Annotated in this window: 19 protein-coding genes and 1 tRNA gene; 3 read left to right on the top strand and 17 right to left on the bottom strand. The window is 60.0% G+C overall.

What is annotated here, in order from left to right:
- Positions 1-104 precede the first annotated feature (104 nt).
- On the bottom strand, positions 105-1,082 hold the full coding sequence (locus GBEM_RS14395; RefSeq protein ID WP_012531313.1) for a DMT family transporter: 978 nt from the start codon (positions 1,080-1,082) through the stop codon (positions 105-107).
- A gap of 601 nt (positions 1,083-1,683) precedes the next feature.
- On the opposite strand from GBEM_RS14395, the gene tsaA reads away from it, so the two are divergent.
- Positions 1,684-2,202, top strand: coding sequence for a tRNA (N6-threonylcarbamoyladenosine(37)-N6)-methyltransferase TrmO (gene tsaA, locus GBEM_RS14400; RefSeq protein ID WP_012531314.1), 519 nt, complete (start codon positions 1,684-1,686; stop codon positions 2,200-2,202).
- A gap of 210 nt (positions 2,203-2,412) precedes the next feature.
- On the opposite strand, the gene GBEM_RS14405 is transcribed toward tsaA, so the two are convergent.
- The 7 genes from GBEM_RS14405 to ispG form a co-directional block, all read right to left on the bottom strand.
- Positions 2,413-2,694 (bottom strand): hypothetical protein, encoded by a 282-nt coding sequence (locus tag GBEM_RS14405; protein WP_012531315.1) that lies wholly within the window; start codon positions 2,692-2,694, stop codon positions 2,413-2,415.
- A gap of 85 nt (positions 2,695-2,779) precedes the next feature.
- Complete coding sequence (locus tag GBEM_RS20465) at positions 2,780-6,664, bottom strand: multiheme c-type cytochrome (protein ID WP_012531316.1); 3,885 nt, start codon at positions 6,662-6,664, stop codon at positions 2,780-2,782.
- A gap of 654 nt (positions 6,665-7,318) precedes the next feature.
- Positions 7,319-7,395: transfer RNA gene (locus tag GBEM_RS14415), tRNA-Met, on the bottom strand.
- A gap of 74 nt (positions 7,396-7,469) precedes the next feature.
- Positions 7,470-8,216 (bottom strand): 23S rRNA (guanosine(2251)-2'-O)-methyltransferase RlmB, encoded by a 747-nt coding sequence (gene rlmB, locus GBEM_RS14420; protein WP_012531317.1) that lies wholly within the window; start codon positions 8,214-8,216, stop codon positions 7,470-7,472.
- Between the two features lie 157 nt (positions 8,217-8,373).
- Positions 8,374-9,096, bottom strand: coding sequence for an orotidine-5'-phosphate decarboxylase (gene pyrF, locus GBEM_RS14425; RefSeq protein ID WP_012531318.1), 723 nt, complete (start codon positions 9,094-9,096; stop codon positions 8,374-8,376).
- 207 nt (positions 9,097-9,303) lie between these two features.
- Entirely contained in the window at positions 9,304-11,025 is a 1,722-nt protein-coding gene (locus GBEM_RS14430) for a proline--tRNA ligase (protein ID WP_012531319.1), read from the bottom strand.
- Positions 11,026-11,345: 320 nt separating this feature from the next.
- The gene (gene ispG / locus GBEM_RS14435) at positions 11,346-12,395 is read right to left on the bottom strand and encodes a flavodoxin-dependent (E)-4-hydroxy-3-methylbut-2-enyl-diphosphate synthase (RefSeq protein ID WP_012531320.1); all 1,050 of its coding nucleotides are present in this window, start codon (positions 12,393-12,395) and stop codon (positions 11,346-11,348) included.
- Positions 12,396-12,581: 186 nt separating this feature from the next.
- Here ispG and rlmD point away from each other — a divergent pair, with 186 nt between their 5' ends.
- Both rlmD and GBEM_RS14445 read left to right on the top strand, forming a co-directional pair.
- Positions 12,582-14,300 (top strand): 23S rRNA (uracil(1939)-C(5))-methyltransferase RlmD, encoded by a 1,719-nt coding sequence (gene rlmD / locus GBEM_RS14440; RefSeq protein ID WP_012531321.1) that lies wholly within the window; start codon positions 12,582-12,584, stop codon positions 14,298-14,300.
- 34 nt (positions 14,301-14,334) lie between these two features.
- The gene (locus GBEM_RS14445; protein WP_012531322.1) at positions 14,335-15,534 is read left to right on the top strand and encodes an HD domain-containing protein; all 1,200 of its coding nucleotides are present in this window, start codon (positions 14,335-14,337) and stop codon (positions 15,532-15,534) included.
- A 171-nt stretch (positions 15,535-15,705) separates the two neighbouring features.
- Here GBEM_RS14445 and GBEM_RS14450 read toward each other — a convergent pair whose 3' ends face one another.
- The 9 genes from GBEM_RS14450 to aspS form a co-directional block, all read right to left on the bottom strand.
- Positions 15,706-16,956, bottom strand: coding sequence for an HD-GYP domain-containing protein (locus tag GBEM_RS14450; protein ID WP_012531323.1), 1,251 nt, complete (start codon positions 16,954-16,956; stop codon positions 15,706-15,708).
- A gap of 299 nt (positions 16,957-17,255) precedes the next feature.
- Positions 17,256-17,804 (bottom strand): 2-oxoacid:acceptor oxidoreductase family protein, encoded by a 549-nt coding sequence (locus GBEM_RS14455; RefSeq protein WP_012531324.1) that lies wholly within the window; start codon positions 17,802-17,804, stop codon positions 17,256-17,258.
- Between the two features lie 20 nt (positions 17,805-17,824).
- A complete protein-coding gene (locus tag GBEM_RS14460) occupies positions 17,825-18,637 on the bottom strand; it encodes a 2-oxoacid:ferredoxin oxidoreductase subunit beta (RefSeq protein WP_012531325.1) in 813 nt (270 codons plus the stop codon).
- Position 18,638: 1 nt separating this feature from the next.
- Positions 18,639-19,772: a 2-oxoacid:acceptor oxidoreductase subunit alpha gene (locus GBEM_RS14465; RefSeq protein WP_012531326.1), complete on the bottom strand. Its 1,134-nt coding sequence runs from the start codon at positions 19,770-19,772 to the stop codon at positions 18,639-18,641.
- A gap of 22 nt (positions 19,773-19,794) precedes the next feature.
- Positions 19,795-19,989 (bottom strand): 4Fe-4S binding protein, encoded by a 195-nt coding sequence (locus tag GBEM_RS14470; protein ID WP_012531327.1) that lies wholly within the window; start codon positions 19,987-19,989, stop codon positions 19,795-19,797.
- 173 nt (positions 19,990-20,162) lie between these two features.
- Positions 20,163-21,116, bottom strand: coding sequence for a malate dehydrogenase (gene mdh / locus GBEM_RS14475; protein ID WP_012531328.1), 954 nt, complete (start codon positions 21,114-21,116; stop codon positions 20,163-20,165).
- Positions 21,117-21,169: 53 nt separating this feature from the next.
- A complete protein-coding gene (locus GBEM_RS14480; RefSeq protein ID WP_012531329.1) occupies positions 21,170-23,401 on the bottom strand; it encodes an NADP-dependent isocitrate dehydrogenase in 2,232 nt (743 codons plus the stop codon).
- 403 nt (positions 23,402-23,804) lie between these two features.
- A complete protein-coding gene (locus GBEM_RS14485) occupies positions 23,805-24,497 on the bottom strand; it encodes a DUF4398 domain-containing protein (RefSeq protein WP_012531330.1) in 693 nt (230 codons plus the stop codon).
- 8 nt (positions 24,498-24,505) lie between these two features.
- Positions 24,506-26,287, bottom strand: a complete 1,782-nt coding sequence (gene aspS, locus GBEM_RS14490; protein ID WP_012531331.1) for an aspartate--tRNA ligase — start codon at positions 26,285-26,287, stop codon at positions 24,506-24,508.
- Positions 26,288-26,403: the final 116 nt, after the last annotated feature.

The following is a 26,403-nucleotide window of genomic DNA, read 5'->3' on the forward strand; positions in this document are numbered from 1 at the left end:
ATCGGGGGCAGGCCAGACATCCGGACATTTAAAGCATGCTTTATCCTCGCCCCCCCCCGCCACAGCGACCCCGGTGCTTAATGTCACCGGAGTCGCTGTATTTGCTATCTCAAGACCTCCGCTCTGACCGTCGCCCTCCCCGCCTTTCGCATGGGTGCCGTGGCACCCAGATACAACAGCAGCAGTGATCCCCCCAGTAAGGCGATCCCCAGAAACCCCACGGGGGTGAAACGCTCACCGAAGAGGAACCAGGCCAGCATAGTCGCCACCATAGGCTCTAGAAGGGTGCTGATGCTGGCTGCCGTTGCCGAAGTGGAACGCATTCCTTTGAAGAAGAGAACGTAGGCGAGAGCTGTCGGTATCGTGCCTAGGTAGACGAGCAACACCCAGGCTAGAGGGGTGTAGGTCATTACCATGTCTTTTGCGAAACCGAAGAGCACGGCGGCACCCACGCTGAAGCTGATGGCGAGGGACTGAAAAGGGTCGCGGTGCGCGGCCAGTTTCTGTGAGATAAGGGTGACCAGCCCATAGCTGAAGGCGGATACCATGGCCAGCGCAATGCCACCGGTGTCCGCTCCGGTTAGCCTAAGGGGACAGGCACCTTGCGGAGCCAGTCCCCTGTCCTGGAACAGAACCAGGACAGCCGTGCCGGATAGAGCACCTACAAGGGCTACCAGCGTCGACCTGCTAGGTCTCTTCCTGGTGAATGCGACGGTGATGACGGCGACCATGACCGGCGCCGTGCAAAGAGTAACCACTGTCGCGACCGCTACCCCGGTACGCGCAACGGCGCCGAAGTAGCAGACCTGGTACAGCGCGGTCATAAGCCCGATCAGCGTCATCAGCCCCAGGTCGCCGCGGGAAACGTGGAGCATCTCTTTACCCTGCCTGGCCCAGCAGATCGAGAACAACACAGGGAGGGAAAATACGAGCCGGAAGAATCCGATCGACAGGGGATTGGTCGAGGCCAGGTGATAAATGGTTTTGGTGGAAATGCCGACAGTGCCCCACAGGACTGCGGCAAGCATAATCAGAAGTAGCCCGCGGCGCGACTCGGCCCGGGCAGCGTTTATGGACTGCATGGGAAATCTCCTTGAAACTCAGTTGAAAGGGAACATCTGAGATCAAGGCAGTAAGGCGCAACTCTAGTGGGAACGCAGTACGCGAACTGGAGGGGGTAACCGGCCAGACTGCCTTGTTAGGCGAGAATGGCTGAGGGCGGGGGTAATATGCTGGAGAAGGGATAGTACATGCCGACGTATATAGCAACAGCCGGTGCCGGTTGTCAAAGAGATTCTCGGTCCACAGCCATTAACTGCATCGCACACGGATTAAGGCGGAAACAAAAGCGATAACTGCAGATTAAGACCCTGCAAAATCTTACATGTTTAGTTGTATTTCTACCTGCCGTTATCCGTTGTTTCCGTTGAATCCGTGTGCGTGCCGTTGATCTTGCGCTACCCCAGTTAAAAGAATTGCTTGTTGGAACTGAGAGAGAAAAGGTGCTACACTGCGAGCCCGCAACGTGGTAGGCGCCACCTTCTGAGCTGCTGGCAAGTTCACCCACCCCCTGCCCCCTCCCGTCAAGGGAGGGGGAGAGCTGGGAAGTGCTTGATTCAGATAGTGCAAAGAAGTAACCGGATAACGCTGGATAAATCGCTGCAAAGAGAGATATCGCCTGACATGTTCCAAGACGTAGATTTCACGTACCGCCCCATAGGCCTTTTGCGTTCTCCCTATTCCCGCCGCATCGACGCCCCGCACCAAAGCACGATTACCGAAGGGACCCACACCGGCGAACTTGCCGTCGCCACCCTGGAACTCCAGGAATGGCTTGACGAAGAAACCATCCGGGACCTGAGCGGCTTTGACAGGCTCTGGCTCATCTTCGCCTTTCATCTGAGCGAGGGGTGGCGAAGCTCTGTGAAACCTCCGCGCGGAGGGCCAAGACGCGGGGTTCTGGCAACCCGCTCGCCGCATCGCCCCAATTCCATAGGGCTCTCGGCGGTGAGTCTGGTGAAGGTCGAGGGAAAGACTTTGCACCTGCGCGACGTCGACCTCCTAGACGGCACGCCTGTGCTGGATATCAAACCGTACGTCCCCTACGCCGACGCCTTTCCCGACTCGAAAGCAGGTTGGATTGACGAACTGGATGAAAAGGTAGGACGGTATTACGCACCGGGTCCGCGAAAGCCGCGGTAACTGAATCCATTCCGGTTCCCTCTGCAGTCTTCGGCCTCCACTCACTGATGCCAATACTCTTGCGTGTGCGGTGATTATGCCTCGTATTCACCGCATAATCTGCGGAGAATACGACATGGCTGGCAATGACAAGGGTCCAGAAGACGGGAGAGTGGAGGACGCAACAAAGGCACTTAGCTAATCAGCCAAGTGCCTTTGTTTTTGCCCTCCCTACTGCGGCGGCTGCTCGGCGGGGGGAGTATGCGGTACCCAGTTGCTGCCGTCGAAGATGTACTCGATGTTGCTGGTGCTGTCCACCCAGATCATGCCCACTAACGCCTTGGGCGGAGCGGTGTCGCTCACCACCTTGCCGCTTGGCGGCAGCGACGGGAGGTCGCTTTCCGTGGCCAGCGTCGTCCCCCCGGGTACCGGTTCCGCAGCGCACACCGTGGCCCACAACAACAGAGTTCCCATAAAGCCGGACGCAATCAAGATCGTCACAAACCGTTTCATTCGGATATCCTCCTCAGATAGTTCCCGCTCGTAATCTCCCAGCACGGTTCGGACCTAGATCAGCGGTCCGAGCCCTCCCCTAGTCCTAGTGGCACCCGAAGCAGGTCGACTTGAAGGCCCCCTGAACGTTGAGCGTGCCGTTTCTGTGCTGCGTCGGGTTGGTGATCGTCGTCCCATGGCCGTTCACGCTGCTCACGTCGGGGTGGCACAACTGGCACTGGTTCAGGCTCGAGGTCGGACCCTGGTTGCCGTGGGTCCCGCCGTGCCATACCCTGCCGTCCGCAGGCGGATTGCCGTGGCAGGCCGCACATTGCTGACCGGTCGCGTTCCAGGCCGGGGTCCGCTGCGCACCACCGTAGTTCACCGTGGTCAAACCGTAGTCATCGCTTCCCGAGTAGTAGCTGAAGCTGCCGGCCTTCACAGCGTGGCAGGATACGTTCGAGCAGCTCTTCCCGGAATCGTACAGCGGCACAGAACCCGCAGTGAAGCTGTACTGGGTATCGACGGCAACAGTCACGTTCGACTGGTGGTCCTTGATGGGGAGCACCATGAGGTGGCTGGCCGCCCCGCCGCTGTGGCACGGCGTGCAGTTGTTCCACCCCTCCGAAGCCTTGGCCGTCTTCGCCACGTGCGTCAGGTGCGCTCCGCCGCCGCCCGAGTAGGACTCGAAGCGTGCCCCGGACCAGTTGTTCATAGTGCCGAAGCTAAGACCGGCGCGCTTGGGCAGTGGCGGATAGCCGTGGCAGGCGTCGCAGGTGCCAAAGGGTTTGAAGGCACCTCCGGCAGCGTTATGCCGATGGCAGTTCAGGCAGCCGGTGGTCGGGTGGCCGGTCTCCGGAACCCCATTGCGGAAGTGGGCGGTCACGGTGTGGCAAACCTGGCAAAGCCCGAGGTTGGTCCCCAGGTCGACCAGCCCCGTGGTGCTGTTGGTAAAGGTGATGGCGACGCCATTGATCATGGATCTGATCATGGAACGGTTGGCGCTGCCGTGGGTGTCGTGGCAGGCGACGCACCCCATGGTCTGGCCGCTCCCTTTGGCGGTGAAGTGGCTACTCATGTTGAGGAATGCCGGGCGAACCAGAGCCGCGTCGTTGTGGCAGGAGGCACACAGGGCATTTCCGGAAATGGACAGGCGGGTGTAGGAACCGAGCGACCCGGAGATGTGCCGGCTGTTTTGATCGTGGCAGTCGGTACACCTGCTGCTTGCGGCGTAGCGGCCATGACCGGTGCTGTCGAAGTTCGCCTGGTACGGTGCGGCTACCCCGTTCGGCAGTACCGACGGCTGCGCCGCGTGGCAGGAGGTGCAGGGCAACCGGCTGCCGCTCCAGGAGGGGAGGCCGCCCGGATGGCAGCCGACGCAGGCGGAACCCGCGCCGTTGATGAGATCCACCGAGCCGTTTAAGTGGGTGGCAGGATCGAAGCTGTGGCAGTTCTGGCAGACAGTCACCCCGTTACCGAAGTAGTTCCCCGGGCCATAGGCGAGGGTTACGTGGGCGCTGTGCCCACCGGTGGCCATCGGCTTCGCGCTGTCCGCGCTGCCGCCGTGGCAGGTGGTGCAGCTGTCTTTCACCTGGTAGCTGGCGAAGCTGTCCGCCATGGCCTGGCTGATGGCACCCGAGGCGACGAGATTGGGGATCGCCAGGGTTGCTACCGAGTTGTCCAGCTGGGCGTTGTCGAGGTAATCGAGGGAGTCGAGCAGCAGTTGCTGCGCATATCTCGGGTTGTGGGCGTAGGCCCCTGGCTCGCTGGCCAGGAGCACGTAGTTGAAGGCGGCCCCCATGGTGTTGGCCCCGTTCTCTCCGGAGCCCCAGTTGGTGGTGCTGAAACCGGCAGTCGGGGAGGTCGTACCGAAGCCTTTGGCGGCGAGCTGCGCCTTGAGGATCTCCAGCCCGTTCAGGAGGGCGGCGCGCTCAGCGGCAAGCCCCGCCTCGCTAAGGGAGCTACCGTGGCAGCCGGCGCAGACCGGCAGCGCCCCGGTGACGAAGGTGTGGCCGTTGCTGGCGTTTTTGTGGCAGGCGACACAGGGGCCGCTCGCGTCGCTTAGGCCGAGCCTGGTGTGGGTAGACTCGCCGCTGTAGCTGCGCCCCGGGAAGTGGTACCCACCCTTGGCGTAGCTGGTGCCGCCCACCGCCATGAAGTGCGGATCGATGAAGTTGAGGTTGCCGAAATCGGCGAAGTTATCGCGCCGGACCGCGATGCTCTGCCCGTTGTTGGTGCCGCTGTGGCAGCCAAGGCAGATGTTCGACTTGCCGAGGTTCGGGTTCTGGTAACCGGGGTCCTCGGCGTAGGGGCGCACCGGAGTGACCGAGCGCAGGATCCCGTTGCTGATGTCGCTGTGGCAGCCGACACAGCTCAGCACCTCCTTGGTCTTGTCGGCCGCGCTTCCCCAGGCTGCGGTAATCTTGGCGCTGGACCAGGCCACAAAGCCGGTTGTGGTGTGGCACTGCACGCAGCCCGCCTTGGTCTTGAAGTCCTCCCCTTTCCAGGGAGCATCAGCGACTGCGGCGTGTGCCGAGCGCGCCCACTGCTGACGCACCGCGAGATTTGAGCTGCTGTCGGCATGGCAGTTGGAGCAGTTGGATCGCGAGGTCACGTAGGAGGCCGGGTAGCCGGCGGCGGTCATGGTGTTGAAGTGCACGGGGGTCGCCCCTGCGGCACTTCCTGCGGTACTGTGCGGGTTATGGCAGGCGATGCAGGGATTGGCGCCGATGGCAAACGGGTGGTTGGCGACGTTGCCAGTGGAGTCGCGGTGGCAGCCGTTGCAGACGCTGTCGGCGACGTCAGGCCGGTGGCCGCCCCCCGTGTGGCAGGTCGAGCAGGTCAGGCCGTTGGCATTGTGGGGCGAGCCGGAAAATGCCGTGACGATCGAGGTCGGGTGGCAGGTGGCGCAAAAATTGGATCCGACGGTCCCGGCACTTGCGTAGGCGATCGTGAACGTGGAATTGTTCACCGTGTTGGTGTTGACCGGCGTCGGCATCGCCGAATTGGTGTGACAGGTTATGCAGTGTATCCCGGCCGTCTTGTGCGATCCGGTCGACCACAAAGAGAACGCCGTGGAAGGGTACACCCCCTGCGAGCCGTGGCAGCCGTTGCAATTGGTGCGCATGTAGGCGGTTGCCGAGTTGGTGACGGTGATCTGTACCGTGTCGGAGGCAAGCGTCTTGGCTCCCGCCATCTCCGCCAGTTGCAGAACGTAGGTACCCGGAACGACGGTGATGAAGGAGGGGGTCAGGGTGTTCCAGGCGCTTGTGTCGACGGTGGCGGGACCGCTCACAAAGCTCCAGGCGAGGGTGCCGCTTCCGGTGAGGGTACCGGTCAGGTTGACCACCTGGTTGGTCTGCGCTACCTGGTCCACGCCGGCATTGACGGCGGCCTGCATGAACGTTGCTGTCACCGTTCGCGGCGCGGTGACGTTGGCGACGGTGATCTTGACGGGACCACCGTAGGGGTAGCTGACAGGACTTCCGTAGGTATCGGCCACGGTGCCGCCGGTCACCTCCATGAGGTAGCAGTTGGTATAGGTTGGCGTTGCCGTCAGAACAGCCGAGTTGTTATAGGAGACCAGTACGGAAGTGGCAGAGATGCTGCCGGGCCCTATGGCCGAGGCGGTTACCTGGTACTGCCTCGCGATGAAACCAGCAACCAGGGATTGCGTGGTGCCGTTTGCCTTGTTGAAGGTCGTCGCATACTGGGTGGTGTAGTTGCCGAGAGGCACCGCAGTGCCGCTCTTGGTCAGGGCGGAGATCTTGTATCCCACATTCGCCGAGACCGTCACCGGCACGTTGGCGCTGGTGGTGAAGTTGTTGTACACGACACTGCCGGCAGTGGTCTGGGTGGCATTGTTGCGTACCTTGAGCGTTCCACCCGTGGTACTCAGCTTCGTCTGCAACTGCCATGTGGTAGCGGCCCAAGCATACAGAGCCCCCGCCGTCAGCAAGCAGACGAGAACAGATAGTACTCTCTTCAACATAAAGCCCCCCTTGTCTTTAGTAAAAGACGGTCAGCGGCGACTTTCCGCTGAACGCGGTGCCATCTTGAAACATTTCCCGAACCATCCGTACAACAACTCTTAACGCTGCGCTGAAGTTGTCAGGGGCATAGTCGGGCTCCTGTCACAAAGCAGTTGATAAGCTCAATCCAATGAGCGCATAGCGACCTTAACGACCACAGGTACCCGTTTTCCCGACGAGGACTGCACTCAAATACTAGGACTTAGACTTAATCAAGCTCTCATTACAAGATTTGATCCAATTACTACAATGAATACAATTTTACAAAAACTCTTTTAAAATAGCTGGATGAGGGAGTCGGCAGACTGGAGACAAGTGACATTGCCAGTGAAACCTGTCTTTTGGCGGGAGCAACCGCGAATTCACTAATGCGAAACGTGTTTGCTGGCGATGCTGTGCCAGCGTAAGCGTGCCTACTACTGACCACAGTACCCGACTGAGACTGTAGTTATGATTGTGACTGCCAGTGATGGGATTTGAGATAGGGAAAATGGGGATTCCCGAGTCAACATTTAATAGGTATTGTGTCCCCGGAAAAGGAGGGAGGAGAATGAGGGAACTGCGGACAAACAAAAAGGCACTTAGCTAATCAGCCAAGTGCCTTTGTTATGTTTTGGTTGCGGGGACAGGATTTGAACCTGTGACCTTCGGGTTATGAGCCCGACGAGCTACCAGACTGCTCCACCCCGCGTCATGGTCAACTCAACTCTTATACTACAGCGCTCAGAGCGAGTCAATGTAAACATCACTCCACAAGCATTTTAATTACTTCTTCACAGAAACCCTCTGCCGCACGACCTCGAACAGGAAGATTCCTCCGGCTACGGAGGCATTTAACGAGTTCACGCCTCCCTGCAGCGGAATGCTCACGACCGCATCGCATCCTTTTCGGACCAGCGGACGGATACCCTCCCCTTCCCCACCTATTACGAGTGCTACCGGTCCAGTGAAGTCCTGCTGGTAGAGGGTGTGCCTCGCGGAGCCGTCGGCTCCGTAGATCCAGAAGCCTGCTTTCTTCAGACTCTCCAGCGCCTGGGAGATGTTGGTTACCTGCGCGACGGAGATGGTCTCGGTGGCGCCGGCTGAAGACTTCTCGGCTACTGCCGTTACTCCTGCTGCACGGTCTTTGGGGATGACGACGGCGTTTGCTCCCGCGCAGGCAGCGCTGCGGATGAGGGCACCGAGGTTGTGCGGGTCCTGCACGCTGTCGAGAACCAGAATGAGACCGTCGCGGGTACCCTGCAGTCCCTCCAGTACGTCGTCCAGATCGGCGTAGGGAAAGGGCTCCACCTTGAGGGCCACGCCTTGATGGTGCTCGGTGCCGCACAGACGGTTGAGGTCGCCCTTCTCACGCTGACGCACAGGGATCTTACGCTCGGCGGCGAGCTTGAGGAGCTTCTCCAGGCGCTTGTCTGCGCTGGTGCCGGCTACGAAAAGCTCGTGGATCTCGCGCGAGCCGCGCAGTGCTTCCATTACCGGATTCAGGCCGTAGATGATTTCTTCTTTTGACATATTCCTCTCAAAAACCTTTTAAACCATTGGCCAGGGAGAATTTCTGAAGAAAAACTCCCTCACCCCTGCCGCTCTCCCAGAGGGCGAGGGGATGGACTTGCCCCTCTACCATTGGGGGAGGGGACATGAAAAGGTGTTTCTCAAAAAAAATGAAGTATTACCCGGCTACTATCTCGTCGACGATCTTCTGGGCGGCTTCGACCGGGCTTTGGGCGGCGGCGATGGGGCGGCCTATGACGAGATAGTCGGCTCCGGCCTTGACGGCTTCGGCGGGGGACATGATGCGCTTCTGGTCGTCAGCGGACGCGAAGCTCGGACGGACTCCGGGGGTAACGACGAGGAAATCTTTGCCGCACGCTTCCCTGATCAGCTCGACTTCCTGCGGGGAGGCGACGACGCCGTCGACGCCCGCGCTTTTCGCCAGCTTGGCAAGTTTCACCACCATCTCGGGGACGGGGAGCTCGATCCCGATGCCGCGCAGGGTCTCTTCGTTGGAGGAGGTGAGGACGGTGATGGCGAGGACCTTGGGACGCGCGGTGCAGCCGCTGAAGTTCTTGTCCAGGGTCTCCATGGTCTTGTTCATCATCTCGTAGCCGCCCATGGCATGCAGGTCGCAGAGCTGCACGCCGAGGTTCGCGGCTTCGAGGGTCGCCATGGCGACGGTGTTCGGGATGTCGTGGTACTTGAGGTCGAGGAACACTTCACCGCCGCACTTCTGGATCATGCGGACCGCGGCGGGACCGCAGGCGGTGTAGAGCTGCTTGCCGACCTTGAACATGCCGACGTGCTGCGAGAGGAGTTCGGCCCAGTACTGTACGTCGCTGAACTCCTTCACATCCATGGCGAAGATTATCTTCTTGATTGCTTCTTCTCTGGTCATAATCAAAATCCTTAAGTCAAAACCGTTGGCAAGGAGAAAATCTGAGAACTTCTGAGAAAAGCTTTTGGTGGATCTCAAAGCTTTAGTCAAAACCTTTGGCAAGGAGACAGTCTGAGGACTTCTGAGAAAAGCTTTTGGAGGTTAACCTCAAGCCTTTGTTTATGCTCAGATGTCCTCAGATGTGCTCCTTGCCAATGGTTTGGTTTCTTATACCTGCAGCGCTTCCTTTACGGCGGCTTTTACCTTGGCTATGGCTTCGGCGATGGGGAGTACCTCTACTTCGCCGCTTCTTCTCTCTTTCAGCTCGACTTTGCCTTCTGCCAGGGCCTTGGCGCCTACGACTATTCTGAGCGGTATCCCGATGAGGTCGGCGTCCTTGAACTTGAAGCCGGGGCGCTCGTCGCGGTCGTCGAGAAGCACTTCTATGCCCGCCTCCAGAAGTTCCTGGTAGATTGACTCGGAGGCAGCCTTGACCTCGTCCTCTTTGGCGCTCAAGGAGGAGATGATGCACTGGAACGGCGCGATGGGAATCGGGAAGATGATGCCGTTCTCGTCGTGGTTCTGCTCGATGCAGGCGGCGACGGTGCGCCCGACGCCGATGCCGTAGCACCCCATGAAGATGATCTGCTCTTTGCCGTCGGCATCGAGGAAGGTGGCCTTGAGTGCCTTGGAGTACTTGGTGCCGAGTTTGAAGACGTGACCGACTTCGATGCCGCGCCAGATCTCCAGCTTGCCGCTGTCACAGCGCGGGCAGGCGTCGCCGATGACGACGTTCCTGATGTCTACGAAGCCGCTGACGCTGAAATCACGCCCGATGTTCACGTTTTTCAGGTGGGTGTCGGCTGCATTGGCGCCGGTGACGAAGTTGTGCATCCCCTCCAGGGAGAGGTCGGCTACGACTTTCACTTTGGCAGCGAGCCCCACGGGGCCGGCGTAGCCGGTGGGTGCGCCGGTGACCTTGACGACCACGTCGTCCTCGGCCATCTCCAGCTCTGCGCATCCCAGGTGATTTTTCAGCTTGATCTCGTTCAGGTCATAGTCGCCGCGGATAAGAGCCACGACCGGCTCGCCGTCGGCGACCAGCACCAGCGTCTTCACGACCTGGGTGTTCTGCACACCGAGGAACGTTGCCACATCCTCGATGCTCTTTTGCCCCGGGGTGCTCACGTGCTCCATCGGACGCGGGTCGGCATGCTCGATCCCCTCGCCTTTGCGGGTCTCGGCCTTTTCCATGTTGGCGGCGTACTCGCAGGCGGAGCAGGAGACGATGGCGTCCTCGCCGGAGTCGGCAAGCACCATGAATTCGTGGGAGTAGCTCCCGCCGATGGTGCCGGTGTCGGCTTCGACGGCGCGGAACTTAAGCCCGCAGCGCTCGAAGATGCGGCGGTAGGCCTTGTACATTTTCTCGTAGGAGACGTCGGCACCGGCCTCGTTCACGTCGAAGGAGTAAGCGTCCTTCATGATGAACTCGCGCCCGCGCATCAGACCGAAGCGCGGGCGGATCTCGTCGCGGAACTTGCCCTGGATCTGGTACAGGTTGATCGGCAGTTGCCGGTAGCTGCGGACTTCCTTGCGGATGAGGTCGGTGATGACCTCCTCGTGGGTGGGGCCCATGCAGAACTCGGCGTCTTTTCTGTCGTTGAAGCGAAGGAGTTCCTTGCCGTAGAATTCCCAGCGCCCCGACTCCTTCCAGAGTTCGGCAGGCTGGACGGCAGGCATCAGGAGTTCGATGGCGCCGGCGCGGTTCATCTCCTCGCGGACGATGGCCTCGACCTTACGGATAGAGCGAAGGCCGAACGGGAGGTAGTTGTAGATACCGGCGGCGAGTTTCCTGATCATGCCGGCGCGCAGCATCAACTTGTGGGAGATGACTTCCGCATCGGAAGGAGTCTCCTTGACAGTCGGAATAAAGTACTGGGAATAACGCATGAATCGACCTCACTATGAATTGAAAAAACTATAAAAGCATTAACCACAGAGGAACACTGAGGTAAAACCAAAACCTGAAAACAAAACCATTGGCACGGAGAAAATCTGAGGACTTCTGAGAAAACCAAAAGCTTTGAGCTAAAAAACTACAAGAAACCATTAGCCACGGAGAGAATCTGAGAGAACCAAAAAGACTTTAGGTTAAACCTTTTGTTCTTCCTCTGTGTCCCTCTGTGGTGAGTGCCTGTGCCTTTCCCTGAAAAACCTCTGTGGCCTCCGTGAACCTCTGCGACCTCTGTGTTCCGCCTTTCAGTCTGTGGCTACTGATTTTTTAAGACTTCTTCCACCAAGGCATCGGCTAGCTCGGCTTCGGGGACCTTGCGCAGGATCTCGCCGTGCCGAAAGAGAAGCCCTTCTCCCCTACCCCCGGCTATGCCGAAGTCGGCCTCGCGAGCCTCGCCGGGTCCGTTGACGGAGCACCCCATGACGGCGACGGTGATCGTTGTATCCAGATGCGCCAGGCGCCGCTCTACTTCCTCGGCTACGGGTATCAGGTTCACCTGGCAACGCCCACAGGTGGGGCAGGAGACGAAGTTGATGCCGCGGGTCCGCAAACCGAGCGATTTGAGTATGTCGTACGCTACCCGCACCTCGTCAACCGGATCGCCGGTGAGGGAGACCCGCATGGTGTCGCCGATCCCCTGGTTAAGAAGTATTCCCAGACCTACGGAGGACTTGACGGTTCCGGCGAAGATGGTTCCGGCCTCGGTAACGCCTATGTGCAGAGGGTAGTCAACGGCGTCGGAAAGAAGCCGGTACGCCTCCAGGGTCCGCAATACGTCGGAGACCTTGATCGATATCTTTATCTGCTGATAGCCCAGTTCCTCGAGGATCCGCACATGCCCCAGCGCCGATTCGACCATGGCCTCGGGAGTCGGGTGCCCGTACTTCACCAGCAGTTCCTTTTCCAGCGAACCGCCGTTGACGCCGATGCGGATGGGAACGTTGCGCTCGGCCGCGGCTTTCACCACCTCGGCAACCTTCCACTTTTCGCCTATGTTGCCGGGGTTGAGACGGAGCCCGTCCACCCCGGACTCCAGGGCCTTCAAGGCAAGCTTGTAGTCGAAATGTATGTCGGCTATGAGCGGCATGGGGGAGCCGGCCTTTATGGCGGCAAGGGCCAGGGCGGCGTCCATATCCGGCACCGCACAGCGCACGATCTCGCATCCGGCGGCGGCAAGCCGGCCGATCTGCCCAAGGGTTGCCGCGACATCACGGGTGTCGGTTGAGCACATGGACTGGACGGAGCAGGGAGCACCTCCGCCAACCGGGATATTCCCTATCATGATCTGCCTGGTCGTTTTTCTCATAGCGGGCCATAGTAGCTAAAAGGAGTACGAAATGCAAGGATGAAGGGGTTGTAGCAATACAAGCTAAGCCTAGTCAATTCGGCGGTTGACAGGAACTTCTTTTACCCTTATGTAAGAAGCATGAAAAATAAAAGCGAAGCACCGAAAAGAGATAGAGCGAAGCAGGTTGCATCAGACGGCAAGTCGATGAAGTTTGAGCACTCCCGTCCCCAGTCACAAAAGCCATACAAGAAAGACGACTCAGCCAGAACCGAAGGCGCCGAGTCCAGCGCTACCCCCAAGTACTCCAAAAACACCTCAACTACAGCGCGCAAACCCAAAGCCGCCCAGACTGAGCGCACCGAAAGCACCCGCAGCTCCAGGGGCGAAACTCCCGCTGCAGCGTTTGGCTCACGTCCCGCCCGCCCGAAGGGAGATCGTTCGGCGGCGCCTCCCGCACCGGGCAAAGGCAGGGACCGTAAACCGGCGGCAAAGACAGCCGGGAACAGACCGGAGAGGACGCCTGCTGGAAAGGGAGGAGCATCTTCCCGCGACGAGCGCCAGCCTACGCTGCGCAGCGGACAGGTGCTGGAGCTGAACATTCTCGCTACCAACGACGAGGGCTTCGGCGTGGCCAACCACGAGGGGACCCGCGTGCTGGTGGCAGGGGGACTTCCGGGCGAGGTGCTGGTGGCGAAGATCACCTACGTCGGCCGCAGGGAAGCCTTCGCCCATACCATAAAGTGTCTGAAGCGTTCTCCGGACCGCAACCCCTCTCCCGCCTGCACCCTGGGACGGGTGTGCGACGGCTGCGGACTGATGCAGATGCGCTACCCGGCCCAGTTGGCATGGAAAAAGTCGCTGGTCGCCCGCCACTTCCGGAAATACCCCTCTCTTTTCGAGGTCGCCATCAGGGAAACCATCGGCTCGCCCAAGGAGCTTGGATATCGCAACACGGCAAAACTTGTCATTGCCGGGAAGAACAACGATCCCGTCATCGGCATCTACCGTCGCAACACCCATGACGTCTTGCAGATCGAGGACTGCGCGCTGCACCACCCGCTGATCAATAAGGTGGTGAAGGCTGCCAAGGCCGGGATCAAGAAAGGAAAGGTGCAGATCTACAACCCCAAGAGCGAGATGGGGCTTTTGCGCTACCTGGTGGTTCGCGTGGCCGAAAAGACCAATCAGGTCATGGTGGTTCTGGTGACGACGGACCAGGGTTACAACGAGATGCACCACCTGGCGAAGTTCATTCAGCAGGCGGTCCCGGAGGTCTCGGTGGTGGCGCAGAACATCAACACCTCGACCGGCAACGTGATCTTCGGCACCAAGGACCGCTCCATTACCAAGGCCCAGACGCTGAAGGCGTTCGTGGGTGACAAGATCTTCAACCTTTCGCCCCACTCCTTCTTCCAGGTCAACAGCGGTGCCGCGCGCATCATCTATGAGAAGGTGCGGGAGCTGGCGAACCTGAAGGGGACCGAGCGGGTCATCGACGTCTACTGCGGCATCGGCGGCATCTCGCTCTATCTCGCCGACCAGGCTCGCGAAGTGGTCGGGATCGAATTCGTCGAGGCAGCGGTCGCCGACGCCACCATCAACGCGGCACTGAACCACGTGGAGAACTGTCACTTCGAGGCCGGCGACGCCGTGCATCTGATTGACGAGATCGGGGAGGAAGGGGGCGCGGACCTGATCGTGCTCAACCCGCCGCGGAAAGGGTGCGACGAGAAGGTGTTGAGGAGCGTGGCCGCCATCAATCCCCCACGCATCATCTACGTTTCCTGCTCGCCCGAAACGCTGGCGCGGGATCTGGACATCCTCTCCGGGCTCGGCTACCGCACCGTGGAGGTGCAGCCGGTGGACATGTTCCCGCAGACGGTGCATGTCGAGGACGTGGCGCTTCTGGAAAAAAAGCAGTGACAACAGCGGCAGTAATGCCGCTTCTAGGGCTGCCATGGATGCTTTGATTCTACGACTGAAGAAGTTCTTCCCTGCGTCCCTGCACTCCCGTATCTTCCTCACCGGCGGCATGGTGCGCGACTTCCTGCTGGGGGTCGCCTGCCAGGACGTCGATCTTGCCGCCGCGGTTACCGCGGCGGAACTCGCCTCTCTCGGTTTCCGCCTGGTCGAGTCCAAGAGCACCCCCAACATCTACTTCAGTTATCGTCAGGAATTCGGAAAGATCGAGGTCACCCGCCTGGAGTCGGTGGAGGAACTGACCTCCGATCTTTTCCGCCGCGATTTTCGGGTGAACGCCATGGCGATGAGCCTGGACGGCGCGCTCATCGACCCGCTTCACGGGAAGGCCGACCTGGAACAGCGCATCCTGAGCGCCTGCACCCAGACCAGCATCACCGACGACCCCTTGAGGATCTTCCGCGCTTTGCGCTTCGAATGCGAGGGGTGGCACCTGGACCGCGAGGCGGAGGCGCTCTTGGTATCGCTCGACTGGTCCGACGCGTTCGCAGCGATTCCCGTGGAGCGCTTCTCACAGGAGATGCTCAAGGCTTTGGCGAAGCCCGAGCCCGCTCATTTCTTCAGGCGCATGGTGGAGTTTGAGGCGGGGAGGAACTATCTGCCGGAGATCTTCGAAATGCAGCAGGTCATTGCCGGGCCGCCGCAGCACCACCCCGAGGGGGATCTGTTCACCCACTCGATGCAGACGCTGGAGCGGATGGCTGCCCTGACCGATGACGTGACCGGCCGGTTCTGCGCGCTCTTCCATGATCTGGGAAAGCTTTATACCCCCAAAGACCAGCACCCGAAGCACCACGGCCACGATGCGCTCGGGGCCTCAGCTGCCGATGCTTTCTGCAAGAGGCTGCGCCTGCCGTCGGCGCTGCAGCGCGCGCTGAAAGCGACCAGCAAGCTGCATGACACTGCGAACAAGTGGGAAGAGTTGAGGGACTCGACCAAGATCAGGCTGGCCGTCGACGCCGTCAAGGGGGGGATAGCGGAATTTCTGCCGCTTCAGGTTGCGGCGGACTGCGGCGGAAAGATGCCGGGGTGGGATGAGGCGCTCAGGGTGGCGGCGCTGAACGCCGCGCAGCTGGGGATCGGGCGGGAGATGCTGGATAACAAAGAAGTCCCGCCGGAGAAGCTGCAGCAGATAATCATGCAGCTACGGGTGGAGGAGTTGAGAAGAAGTAGATGATTGGAATCTTCCCTCACCCTGTCCCTCTCCCAAAGGGCGAGGGGACGTAAGGGGTGGGTCCCTTCCCAAAGTCACCGGGGAATTGCGTGGATAACGCCCCCCCTCCCGCAAGGGGAGGGGGGACCAAGAATCTTCCCAAAGAGGGAGGGGACGCAAGGGCAGCGTGTATCCTCAGATTTTCTCCGTGTCTCCGCGGCCGAGGGTTTTGGTTTTGCTCTTTTTGGTATGGTTCAGCCCGATCTTCGGTACTGAGCTGTCGTAGATCATGTCGAACATGTGCTCTATCCTGAAGAAGGCTGCCAGGACCGCGGGGTCGAAATGCGCGGCAGGATTGATCCTCTCATCCCCATCCCTGAATACGGCCACTGCTTCCTGATGGGTCATCGCCCCCTTGTAACTTCTCTTTGAGCGCAGCGCGTCGTAGACATCCGCCACCTTCACGATGCGCCCCCCTAAAGGAATCCTCTCCCCCCTCAGTCGTTTCGGATACCCCGTGCCGTCCCAGTTCTCGTGGTGGGCCAAGGCGATCTCGTGCGCGAGCCTGAGCCTCGGCGAATCCCCGATGATCTCGGAGCCAAAGGCAGGATGCTGCCGCATCAGTTGCATCTCCTTGGCGGTAAGCAGCCCCTTCTTGAGCAGGATCTCCGACGGTATCCTGATCTTCCCGACATCGTGCATCTGCGCCGATATCGAGATGTCCTGTATGAACTCTATGTTGAATCCCATGTTGGCGGCAAGGGCGCCCGAATAACGGTTGACTCTGACTATGTGTCTGCCGGTATCCTCTTCCGCGGCCTCGCAGGCACGGGCCAAGGCCTCGATGGTGTAATTGAACGCCTGCTCGGTCTCGCGCATCCCGTTCGACACCGCCAAAAGCGACCCCATTACCACAGCCGCGCTCCGCAGCACGTCTGCGTCGTATTCGGTGGCGTGGCCTGGGTAGTTGAAGGCCTCGATGACGCCGGCGGGCTTGCCGCTGATCCGGCAGCTCACGAAGTTCAGGATCGGCTCGGCCATCGCCGCCAGCACCTTGGGATGAAAGAAGGCCTGAAATTCCTCTACGCTGGAGCAGACCTCTTTCCAGTTGATGGCCACCACCTCGGCCCCTCCCTCCAGAAGAACCAGACTGCTGGCATAGCTTGAACCGGTTTCGATGCAAATGACATCGGAACGCTCCACCAGCCGCTCGTGGCGCAAGTGAAAGACGCGGCCGTTGCAGCAGGCGGTGTCTGCGCTCTCGCTGGCGATGAGGATGCCCGAAGGACCGCGCACGCCGTTGCCGCCGAGGAGCTTGCCGAGGACTTCGCCGTAGAGTTCGTCGCTGGTGAACTTGCGGCGCGTCAATCCCTGCAGCGTCTCGTCTGTCAGTGCGACCAGATCAAGTGTCTGCCTGAGCGCCATGTGGCAAAGTTCTAGTGACACGGTTACTCCTGGTTCTGTCTGAGGATGAGGGCTTTATTGTTATATCGGATCGGGGGGGAAACTTCAAACCCGGAAAACCGTCTACGAAAGATGAAAATCGGAGGGTTGTTGAAGCAAAAGGCATCGCACACGGATTTAACGGATAACGCGGATAACGGCAGATTAAGCTAGAGCACGGTTTTGCCTGATCCGAAATTATCGTTTTTGATCCGCGTCATCCGCGTGCGATGCCTTTCAGGTTGAAAAAAAAGGCCCGGCGTTTCCGCCGGGCCCTTCGATGCTGCCTGTGTGAGCTAAGACTAGGCGCGTGCAGCGATCGCCTTCTCGTAACCCATCTGGAACGCCTTCTTGTTCAGCTCGACGAAGGCCTCCGGAACGCGGGCGAGAACTGCCTTCTCGGCGCCTTCCTTGGTAACGACTTCGGTCAGTGCCACCATGGCGCCCAGCGCCACGATGTTCGCGACGATCTCGCGGCCGACTTCGTTCTTCGCGGTGTTGATGATCGGGAAGGCGACGGTCTTGAATTTCCCCGCCGGCACTCTCTTCACCAGGTCCGAATCGATCAGCAGTACCCCGCCTTCCTTCAGGTCGTGGGAGTACTTGTCGGCGGCTTCCTGGGTCAGCGCCAAGAGCGCGTCAACCACGGTTGCCTTCGGGTAGTCGATAAGGGTATCGGAGATGATAACCTCCGACTTGGATGCACCACCCCTTGCCTCGGGGCCGTAGCTCTGGGACTGTACTGCCTGCTTGCCGTCGTAGATGGAAGCGGCTTCGGCCATGATGACACCGGCAAGGATGAGACCCTGCCCGCCAGCCCCGGAAAATCTGATTTCATATCTCTGAGACATCTGAGGTTCTCCTCCTTTGGTTATTTCTTGGCGCGCTCGATGACCTTCGCGTACTCGTCAGTGTAGTTGGGCCTTTCTTCCTTGTACAGAACGCCGGTGAGGATCTTGCCTTCGAGCTGCTCGGCAGTCATCTTCTCGGCAGCCTTGACGGGAACAGCTACGTCCTTCAGGCGGTTCATCATCTCGATGACCGACTTGAACTTGTTGCGGCGGCCATAGGTGGTCGGGCAGTCGTCCAGGATCTCGACTACCGAGAACCCTTTGTGCTGCACGGCCTCGACGATCAGCTTGTCGATCTGGGTCGCGTGGTATGCGGTGCCGCGGGCAACGAAGGTTGCGCCGGCGCCGATGGCAAGCTTGGCGACGTCGAATGCCGGGTCAGGGTTGCCGTACACGGTGGTCGACGCCTTGGCGCCGGTCGGGGTGCACGGGGAGAACTGGCCGCCGGTCATGCCGTAGATGTTGTTGTTCATGATGATGTAGGTCATGTCGATGTTTCTGCGGCAGGCGTGGATGAAGTGGTTACCGCCGATGGCGGTACCGTCGCCGTCGCCGCCGACGAGAATCACGTTCATCTCGGGTTTCGCCATCTTGACGCCGGTGGCGAAAGCAGCTGCACGGCCGTGTGCGGTGTGCAGGGTGCAGAAGTCGAGGTAGCCGGGAAGACGGGAAGCGCAGCCGATACCGGAAACGATAGCGGTGTTGTTCTTCTCGAGGCCCAGGGTGTCGATGGCGCGGATCAGACCCTTCATGACGATGCCGTGACCGCAACCGGGGCACCAGATGTGCGGCAGCTTGCCAGGACGGATGTACTTATCGTAATCAAAAGACATGTTACTTGACCTCCTTGATCTTTTCGAGGATCTGCCCCGGGTTGATCGGCTCGCCGTCGACGCGGAAGATGCCGGAAACCGACGCCTTGCCCTGTGCGCAACGCTGTACTTCCTGGGTGCACATGCCGAGGTTCATTTCGGGGGTGATGATCGCTTTCGCCTTCCCGGCGATGGCGGCAATCTGCTTGTCCGGGAAGGGCCAGAAGGTCTTGATCCTGAAGAGGCCGGCCTTGATCCCCTGCTTCCTGGCCTCGTTGACTGCGAACCTTGCGGAGCGCGAGGTGGAGCCGTAGGCTACGACCACGACCTCGGCGTCGGCCAGTTCGTACTCTTCGAAGGTCACGATGTCGTCGACATTAGCTTCGACTTTACGGACCTGACGCTCTTCCTCGGCCTGTACCAGTGCTGCCTTGGTGGTCGGGAAGCCGTCCTCGGCCTTGTTGAGGCCGGTTACGTGGAAGCGGTAATCGGAACCGAAAGCGGCCAGCGGGGGTACGTCGCCGAATTTGGTGTCGTACGGCTTGTACTCTGCCGGAGAGACGCTCGGAGCGGTGCGGTTGATGACTTCCATCTCGCCCGGCTCCGGGAACACGATGCGCTCGCGCATGTGGGCAACGATCTCGTCGGGCATGACCATTACCGGGGTGCGGTATTTTTCGGCCAGGTTGAAGGCGCGGACCGTCTCCTCGAACAGCTCCTGAACGGAAGCCGGAACCAGGCAGATGGCGGGGTGGTCACCGTGGGTGCCCCACTTGGCGCACATCACGTCGGACTGGGAAGGGCCGGTCGGCATGCCGGTGGACGGGCCGCCCCTCATGACGTTGACGATGACGACCGGGGTCTCGGCGATGCAGGCGTAACCGATGAGCTCCTGCTTCAGGGAGAGGCCGGGGCCCGAGGTAGCGGTGAGAACTTTCGCACCGGTAAGGGACGCGCCGATGACGGAAGCCATCGCGCCGATCTCGTCTTCCATCTGGATGAATTTGCCGCCGATTTTCGGAAGCTCTATGGAGAGAACTTCTGCAACTTCGGTGGAGGGTGTAATCGGATAACCGCCGAAGAAAGTGCACCCGGCATACAATGCACCCTGTGCGGCAGCTTCGTTCCCCTGAAGGAATGCAACTTTTTTAGCCACTTTCAATACCTCCTAAGAATAATTAAGCCGTTACTTTGATTGCAAAATCAGGGCATCTAAGCTCGCACTGCATGCACTTGATGCAAGCCTCAAGGTTCTTGACGCTTGCCACGAAACCCTTCATTTCCAAGACTTTGGTAGGGCAAAATTCCACACAGATGTGGCACCCTTTGCAGTACTTCTCGATTATCTCGATTGTCGGCAGTTTTTTCTCCATCCACGTAGCTCCTTTGACTTAAAGGCCCTTTCGGGCTGTGCAAAAATGGGTTTATAACACATGCTGTAAACAAAATGCAAGCGACGCTGACCGGCACCTTGGCTCTGCCTCGAAAAAAAGGGGTAAGGAGGGGACACCTCCTTACCCCCTGGCAAAGCGTGTTCAGCCTCCGATTACTTCATGGAACCTACGAGTTCCTTGACGGCTGCGACGGACTTGTCCATCATCGCCTGCTCTTCTGCGTCCAGTTCGAACTCGAGGATCTGCTCGACGCCGTTCTCGCCCAGCACGCAGGGAACGCCGACGTAGAAGCCTTTCACGCCGAACTCGCCGTTCAGGTGAGCGCAGGTCGGGAGGACGCGCTTTTGATCCTTGAGGATCGATTCAGCCATCTGGATGGCGGAGGAAGCCGGGGAGTAGAATGCGGAACCGGTTTTGAGGAGAGCAACAACCTCGCCGCCTGCACCGCGGGTCCTCTTGACCATGGCTTCCATGACTTCTTTAGCCTTGGCTTTGTCTTTGTATTTCTTCTCGAGGAGTTCCATGACGGGGATCCCGTTCACAGAGGCGTAACGTACCAGCGGCACCATGTCGTCGCCGTGGCCGCCCAGGGTCATGGCGTTGACGTCTTTCACGGAAACGCCCAGTTCCCAAGCGATGAAGGTTTTGAAGCGTGCGGAGTCGAGCACGCCGGCCTGGCCGATGACGCGGTTGTAGGGGAAGCCGGTGATCTTCTGGCAGAGGGTAACCATGGCGTCGAGCGGGTTGGAGATGACGATGACGAACGCGTTGGGTGCGTTGGCCTTGATCCCCTCAGCCACGGAGGTCATGATCTTGGAGTTGACCTCGATCAGGTCGTCGCGGCTCATGCCCGGTTTGCGGGGAAGGCCTGCGGTGACGATGACCACGTCGGCGCCTTTGATGTCCTCGTAGCTGTTGGTCCCTTTCAGGTTGCAGTCGAAGCCGTCGACAGAGCCGACTTCGGCGATGTCGAGCATCTTGCCCTGCGGCAGGCCTTCGACGATGTCGAACATTACTACGTCACCCAGTTCGCGCAGAGCTGCAAGCTGAGCAAGTACGCCGCCAATCTGTCCACCACCGATAAGTGCGATTTTCTTACGTGCCATTTTTTCTTCCTCCGTAATTAAATTGAGATTATCTACCTGGTGCAGCGAAAGCTTTATACGATCGAGTTGATGATGGCGTTCAGCGTTGCGCTCGGGCGCATAGCCGCTTCGGTCTTGGCATCGTCGGCGTGGTAGTAACCGCCCATGTCGACCGGCTTGCCCTGTGCGCCGATCAGCTCGGCGTTGATCTTCTCTTCGTTGGCCTGGAGCTCCTTGGCGACCTTGGCGAAGCGGGCTGCGAGGTCCGCGTCCTTGGTCTGGGCGGCGACCGCCTCGGCCCAGTACATGGCGAGGTAGAAGTGGCTGCCGCGGTTGTCGATCTGGCCTACCTTACGCGCCGGGTTCTTGTTCTGATCCAGGAACTTGGTGTTGGCTGCGTCGAGGGTCTCGGCGAGGAGTGCTGCCTTCTCGTTTTTGAAGGTTGCTGCCAGGTGCTCCAGGGAGACTGCCAGGGCCAGGAACTCGCCCAGGGAGTCCCAACGGAGGTAGCCTTCCTGCTGGAACTGCTGCACGTGCTTCGGAGCAGAACCGCCCGCACCGGTTTCGAAGAGGCCGCCGCCCGCAAGAAGCGGAACGATGGAGAGCATCTTCGCGGAGGTGCCGAGCTCGAGGATCGGGAACAGGTCGGTCAGGTAATCCCTGAGCGCGTTGCCGGTCACGGTGATGGTGTCGAGACCCTTCTTGGCCCTGGGGAGGGTGAATTTCATCGCCTCGACCGGGGACATGATGTGCAGCTCGAGCCCTTTGGTGTCGTGGTCCTTCAGGTAGGTCTCCACCTTCTTGATCATCTGGGCGTCGTGAGCCCTGTTCTTGTCGAGCCAGAAGACGGCCGGAGCGCCGGTGGCGCGGGCACGGTTGACGGCGAGCTTGACCCAGTCGCGGATCGGGAGATCTTTCGCCTGGCAGCCGCGCCAGATGTCCCCCTCTTCGACCTGGTGCTGGATCAGCACTTCGCCGGAAGCATCGACTACGCGCATGGTGCCGTTCAGCGGAGCCTTGAAGGTCTTGTCGTGTGAGCCGTACTCTTCAGCCTTCTGAGCCATGAGGCCGACGTTGGAGGTGGCGCCCATGGTGGTCGGGTCGAACTGGCCGTTTTCCTTGCAGAACTGGATGCACTCCTGGTACCACTCGGAGTAGCAGGTATCCGGAATCACGCACTTGGTGTCGGCGAGTTTGCCGTCCGGAGCCCACATCTTGCCGGAGTCGCGGATAACGACCGGCATGGAGGCGTCGATGATGATGTCGTTGGACGCGTGCAGGTTGGTGATCCCTTTGTCGGAGTCGACCATCGCCAGCGGCGGCTGCTTCGCGTAGGTGGCCTTGATGTCGGCCTCGATCTCGGCCTTCTTCCCTGCCGGAACCTTCTCGAGTTTCTTGTAGAGGTCGCCAAGGCCCAGGTCGGCGTTGACGCCGATTTCCTTGAAGGTAGCTGCGTGCTTCTCGAAGACGTCCTTGAAATAGACGGAGACGAAGTGGCCGAAGATGACCGGGTCGGAGATCTTCATCATGGTGGCCTTGAGGTGCACGGAGAAGAGCACGCCCTTGGCTTTAGCGTCGTCGATCTGCTCCTGGATGAACTTCCTCAGGGCGCGCACGTTCATGAAGGAGCCGTCCAGCACCTCGCCTGCCTGCAGCGGGAGCTTTTCCTTCATCACGGTGACGTTGCCGAAGTTGTCGACGAACTCGATGCGGGCGACGGTGGCGTCTTTCAGGGTCACCGACTTCTCGCTGTGGTAGAAGTCGCCGGCGCTCATGTTGGAGACGTGGCTTTTGGAGTCGGAGGACCAGGCGCCCATCTTGTGCGGGTGCTTCTTGGCGTATTCCTTGACTGCCTTGGCGACGCGGCGGTCGGAGTTGCCTTCCCTGAGGACCGGGTTGACGGCGGAGCCGAGCACCTTGGCGTAGCGTGCGTTGAGCGCCTTCTCCTCGTCGGTCTTCGGCTCTTCCGGGTATTCCGGGAGCTTGTAACCCTGGCTCTGGAGCTCGGCGATGGCTGCTTTCAGCTGCGGGATCGAGGCGGAGACGTTCGGAAGCTTGATGATGTTCGCTTCCGGCTTCTGGGTCAGTTCGCCCAGGTACGCCAGCTCGTCCGGGATCTTCTGGCTCTCGGTCAGGTAGTCCGGGAAGTTGGCAATGATCCTGCCTGCCAGGGAGATGTCCCTGGTTTCAACGACAACGCCGGCGGCCTTGGTGAAGGCGTTGACGATGGGGAGCAGGGAGTAGGTTGCCAGTGCGGGGGCCTCGTCGATCTTGGTCCAAACGATCTTTGCTTTTTCTGTTGTCATTGTCTCTCCTTGGGTTTCATGCCAATTGCACTAAAGTCGTTTTCAAGGGGCAACTATGCGGCTACGGTGTGCCCGATATGCTGTTTTATTCGCTTGCGGGAACCTGTCGGCCGTCGGCCGTTCGGCCGCGAACGGCCTTCCTACAATGCGACTTACTATATACAAGGGATTATGGGATGTTAGCAGGATTGTTCTGGTTTACAAATTTTGTATACAGTATACAAAACGTTTTTCACTGTCAAGGGAAAATCGGGGCGGGATACGGTGCATCTGCAATTAGTCGGAAGGGGTGCGGACGGAGTAGTTCAAGGGGTTAAAATCACTCGATCCGCGGTGGTGCAAAGGGGTGTGGAGTCGGATTTGACGACGGCAAAATACTGTTTAAATATATCGTCAACAGCGGTCAGTGCAGCGGGTGTTCCTGGGCGTAGCGCCTGGCCTCGGAGATGTCGTCGCGCCCCTGGTTGCGGGGGATGCGCAGCACCTGGCCGGGCCAGATGTGCCTTGGGTCCCGGATCTGGTCCCGGTTGGCGCGGTAGAGAAGCGGCCATAGGACGCGGTCGCCGTAGACCTCGGGACGCGAGGCAATGAGGGGGAGGGATTCGCCCCTTCTCACCGTGTAGGAGGCGACGAGTTGCGGCTCCTTTTGAGGCTTGGGTTTTCTGCGCTCGACCTCAGCCGCCTCACGCTTCGCCCTCTCTTCGGCGGCGGCTTTCGCCCGGGCCCGCCGATCCGCTTCCTCCAGCGCCTTTTTCTCACGTTCGGCGCGCCGCTTTTCCTCTTCGGCCCGCTCGCGCGCGGCCTGCTCACGCGCCTTTTCCTCGTTGAGGGTCTTTTCCAGCAGCTCGGCCTTCAAGAGGGTCAGCTCGAAGTAGCGATCCGCCTCCTCGCGCTCGTTGGCCAAAAGCAGCGAGTCCCCTTTGAAAAAGGCCTGCAGCGTGCCGGCGTACTCGTTCGGGTGCAGCCGCTCGCCCCCTTGGAGCCTCAGCTGTTCGAGCCTCGCGCTCGCCTCATCGCGAAAACGCGGCGGCTGCGTTGCGCAGGCCGCCGCTGAAATGACGAGCAAAAGAGTTATGAACCGGACGGCGAGCTTCAACAGCCCCCCTACTTGGCGGCGAGACGAATGCCGAGCTCGCGCAGCTGCAGTGCATCGACACCGGAGGGGGCGTCCGACATGAGGCAGGCCCCCTTCTGGGTCTTCGGGAAAGCGATGACGTCGCGGATCGAGTCGCTACCGGTGATCAGCATCATCAGGCGGTCCAGGCCGAAGGCGATGCCGCCGTGCGGCGGGGTGCCGTACTCGAGCGCGTCGAGCAGGAAGCCGAACTTGGAGCGGGCGTTCTCCTCGGAGAGCCCCAGCATCTTGAACATGAGGGACTGCACTTCCTCCTGATGGATCCTGATGGAGCCGCCGCCGATCTCGTTGCCGTTAAGGACCAGGTCGTAGGCCTTGGCGCGGCAGCGGCCGGGATCGCTCTCGACGTACTGCAGGTCCTCGTCCATGGGCGCGGTGAAGGGGTGGTGCACCGCCGCCCAGCGTTTCGCTTCCTCGTCCCACTCGAGAAGCGGGAAGTCGGTGATCCAGACGAAGCGGAAGACGTTGGGATCGGTGAGCCCCATCTTGGCGGCGAGATGATTCCTGAGTTTGCCCAGCGAATCGTTGACCACCTTCGGCTTGTCGGCGACGAAGAGGAGCAGGTCCCCTTCTTTGGCGTCGAAGGCCTTATCCATGGTGGCGATCTCTTCGGGGGTGAAGAACTTGGCGATGGGGGATTGCCACCCTTCGGCGGTCATCTTCACGTAGGCGAGACCCTTGGCGCCGTAGATCTTGGCGAACTCGGTCAGGTCGTCGATTTCCTTGCGGCTCATGGCGCCGGCGCCCTTGACGTTCATACCCTTGACGATCCCGCCGCCGTTCACCACGTCGGCGAAGACCTTGAAACCGGAGTTCTTGACGATGTCGGAGAGCTCTACCAGTTCGAGCCCAAAACGAAGGTCCGGGTTGTCCACGCCGAAGCGGCGGATCGCCTCCTGGTAGGTCATCCTCTCGATCGGGAGCTCAACCTTGACCCCTCTGGCCTCGGTGAAGATGCGGGCCATGAGCCCTTCCATCACGGTGATGATGTCCTCGCGGTCGATGAAGGACATCTCGCAGTCGATCTGGGTGAACTCGGGCTGGCGGTCGGCGCGCAGGTCCTCGTCGCGGAAGCAGCGCACGATCTGGAAGTAGCGGTCAAAGCCGGAGACCATGAGGATCTGCTTGAAGAGCTGCGGGGACTGCGGCAGCGCGTAGAACTCGCCCTTGTTGATGCGGGAGGGAACCAGGAAGTCGCGCGCCCCTTCCGGGGTGGACTTGGTGAGGAAAGGGGTCTCCAGTTCGATGAAGCCGTTGTCGCTCAAGTAGGAGCGGGTCAACTGGGCCACCTTGGAGCGGAGCATCAGGTTCTGCTGCAGCGTCCCGGTGCGAAGGTCGAGATAGCGGTACTTGAGCCTGATGTTCTCGTTGACGTCCACGAAGCCGTCCAGCGTGAAAGGGAGCGCCTTGGAGGGGTTCAAAAGCTTGCACTCGGTCACCAGCACCTCGATCTCGCCGGTCTTCATCTTCGGGTTGACGGTCCCTTCCGGGCGGGCGGCAACCGTACCCCTGATGGCAAGGACGTACTCGTTCCTGGCGGACTCCGCCTTGGCGTGGGCCTCGGGACAGCGCTCCGGGTCGAAGACGATCTGGGAGATGCCGTCCCTGTCGCGCAGGTCGACGAAGATGAGCCCGCCGTGGTCGCGCCTCTTGGAGACCCAACCCATGAGGGTGACTTCCTGCCCTATGTGGCCCCCCCTCAACTCGCCGCAGTAACTGCTTCTCTTCCAATCACCCAGAAAATCTATCATCGAACTCCTCCTTGGAATTAATCTGCAAGAAATAACGGGTCACTATACCCAAAAAGAAAGTGAGCTTCAACCAAAAACGGGGGATTTGGGCGCCGCGGGAGATTGTCGCCGGCCGT

The sequence above is a fragment of the Citrifermentans bemidjiense Bem genome, from assembly GCF_000020725.1.
GTDB classification, from domain to species: Bacteria; Desulfobacterota; Desulfuromonadia; order Geobacterales; family Geobacteraceae; genus Geomonas; species Geomonas bemidjiensis.

Coding starts and splice junctions, on each gene's coding strand:
- GBEM_RS14395 (WP_012531313.1), bottom strand. CDS start 1,082: ATGCAGTCCATAAACGCTGCCCGGGCCGAGTCGCGCCGCGGGCTACTT.
- tsaA (WP_012531314.1), top strand. CDS start 1,684: ATGTTCCAAGACGTAGATTTCACGTACCGCCCCATAGGCCTTTTGCGT.
- GBEM_RS14405 (WP_012531315.1), bottom strand. CDS start 2,694: ATGAAACGGTTTGTGACGATCTTGATTGCGTCCGGCTTTATGGGAACT.
- GBEM_RS20465 (WP_012531316.1), bottom strand. CDS start 6,664: ATGTTGAAGAGAGTACTATCTGTTCTCGTCTGCTTGCTGACGGCGGGG.
- rlmB (WP_012531317.1), bottom strand. CDS start 8,216: ATGTCAAAAGAAGAAATCATCTACGGCCTGAATCCGGTAATGGAAGCA.
- pyrF (WP_012531318.1), bottom strand. CDS start 9,096: ATGACCAGAGAAGAAGCAATCAAGAAGATAATCTTCGCCATGGATGTG.
- GBEM_RS14430 (WP_012531319.1), bottom strand. CDS start 11,025: ATGCGTTATTCCCAGTACTTTATTCCGACTGTCAAGGAGACTCCTTCC.
- ispG (WP_012531320.1), bottom strand. CDS start 12,395: ATGAGAAAAACGACCAGGCAGATCATGATAGGGAATATCCCGGTTGGC.
- rlmD (WP_012531321.1), top strand. CDS start 12,582: ATGAAGTTTGAGCACTCCCGTCCCCAGTCACAAAAGCCATACAAGAAA.
- GBEM_RS14445 (WP_012531322.1), top strand. CDS start 14,335: ATGGATGCTTTGATTCTACGACTGAAGAAGTTCTTCCCTGCGTCCCTG.
- GBEM_RS14455 (WP_012531324.1), bottom strand. CDS start 17,804: ATGTCTCAGAGATATGAAATCAGATTTTCCGGGGCTGGCGGGCAGGGT.
- GBEM_RS14460 (WP_012531325.1), bottom strand. CDS start 18,637: ATGTCTTTTGATTACGATAAGTACATCCGTCCTGGCAAGCTGCCGCAC.
- GBEM_RS14470 (WP_012531327.1), bottom strand. CDS start 19,989: ATGGAGAAAAAACTGCCGACAATCGAGATAATCGAGAAGTACTGCAAA.
- mdh (WP_012531328.1), bottom strand. CDS start 21,116: ATGGCACGTAAGAAAATCGCACTTATCGGTGGTGGACAGATTGGCGGC.
- GBEM_RS14480 (WP_012531329.1), bottom strand. CDS start 23,401: ATGACAACAGAAAAAGCAAAGATCGTTTGGACCAAGATCGACGAGGCC.
- aspS (WP_012531331.1), bottom strand. CDS start 26,287: ATGATAGATTTTCTGGGTGATTGGAAGAGAAGCAGTTACTGCGGCGAG.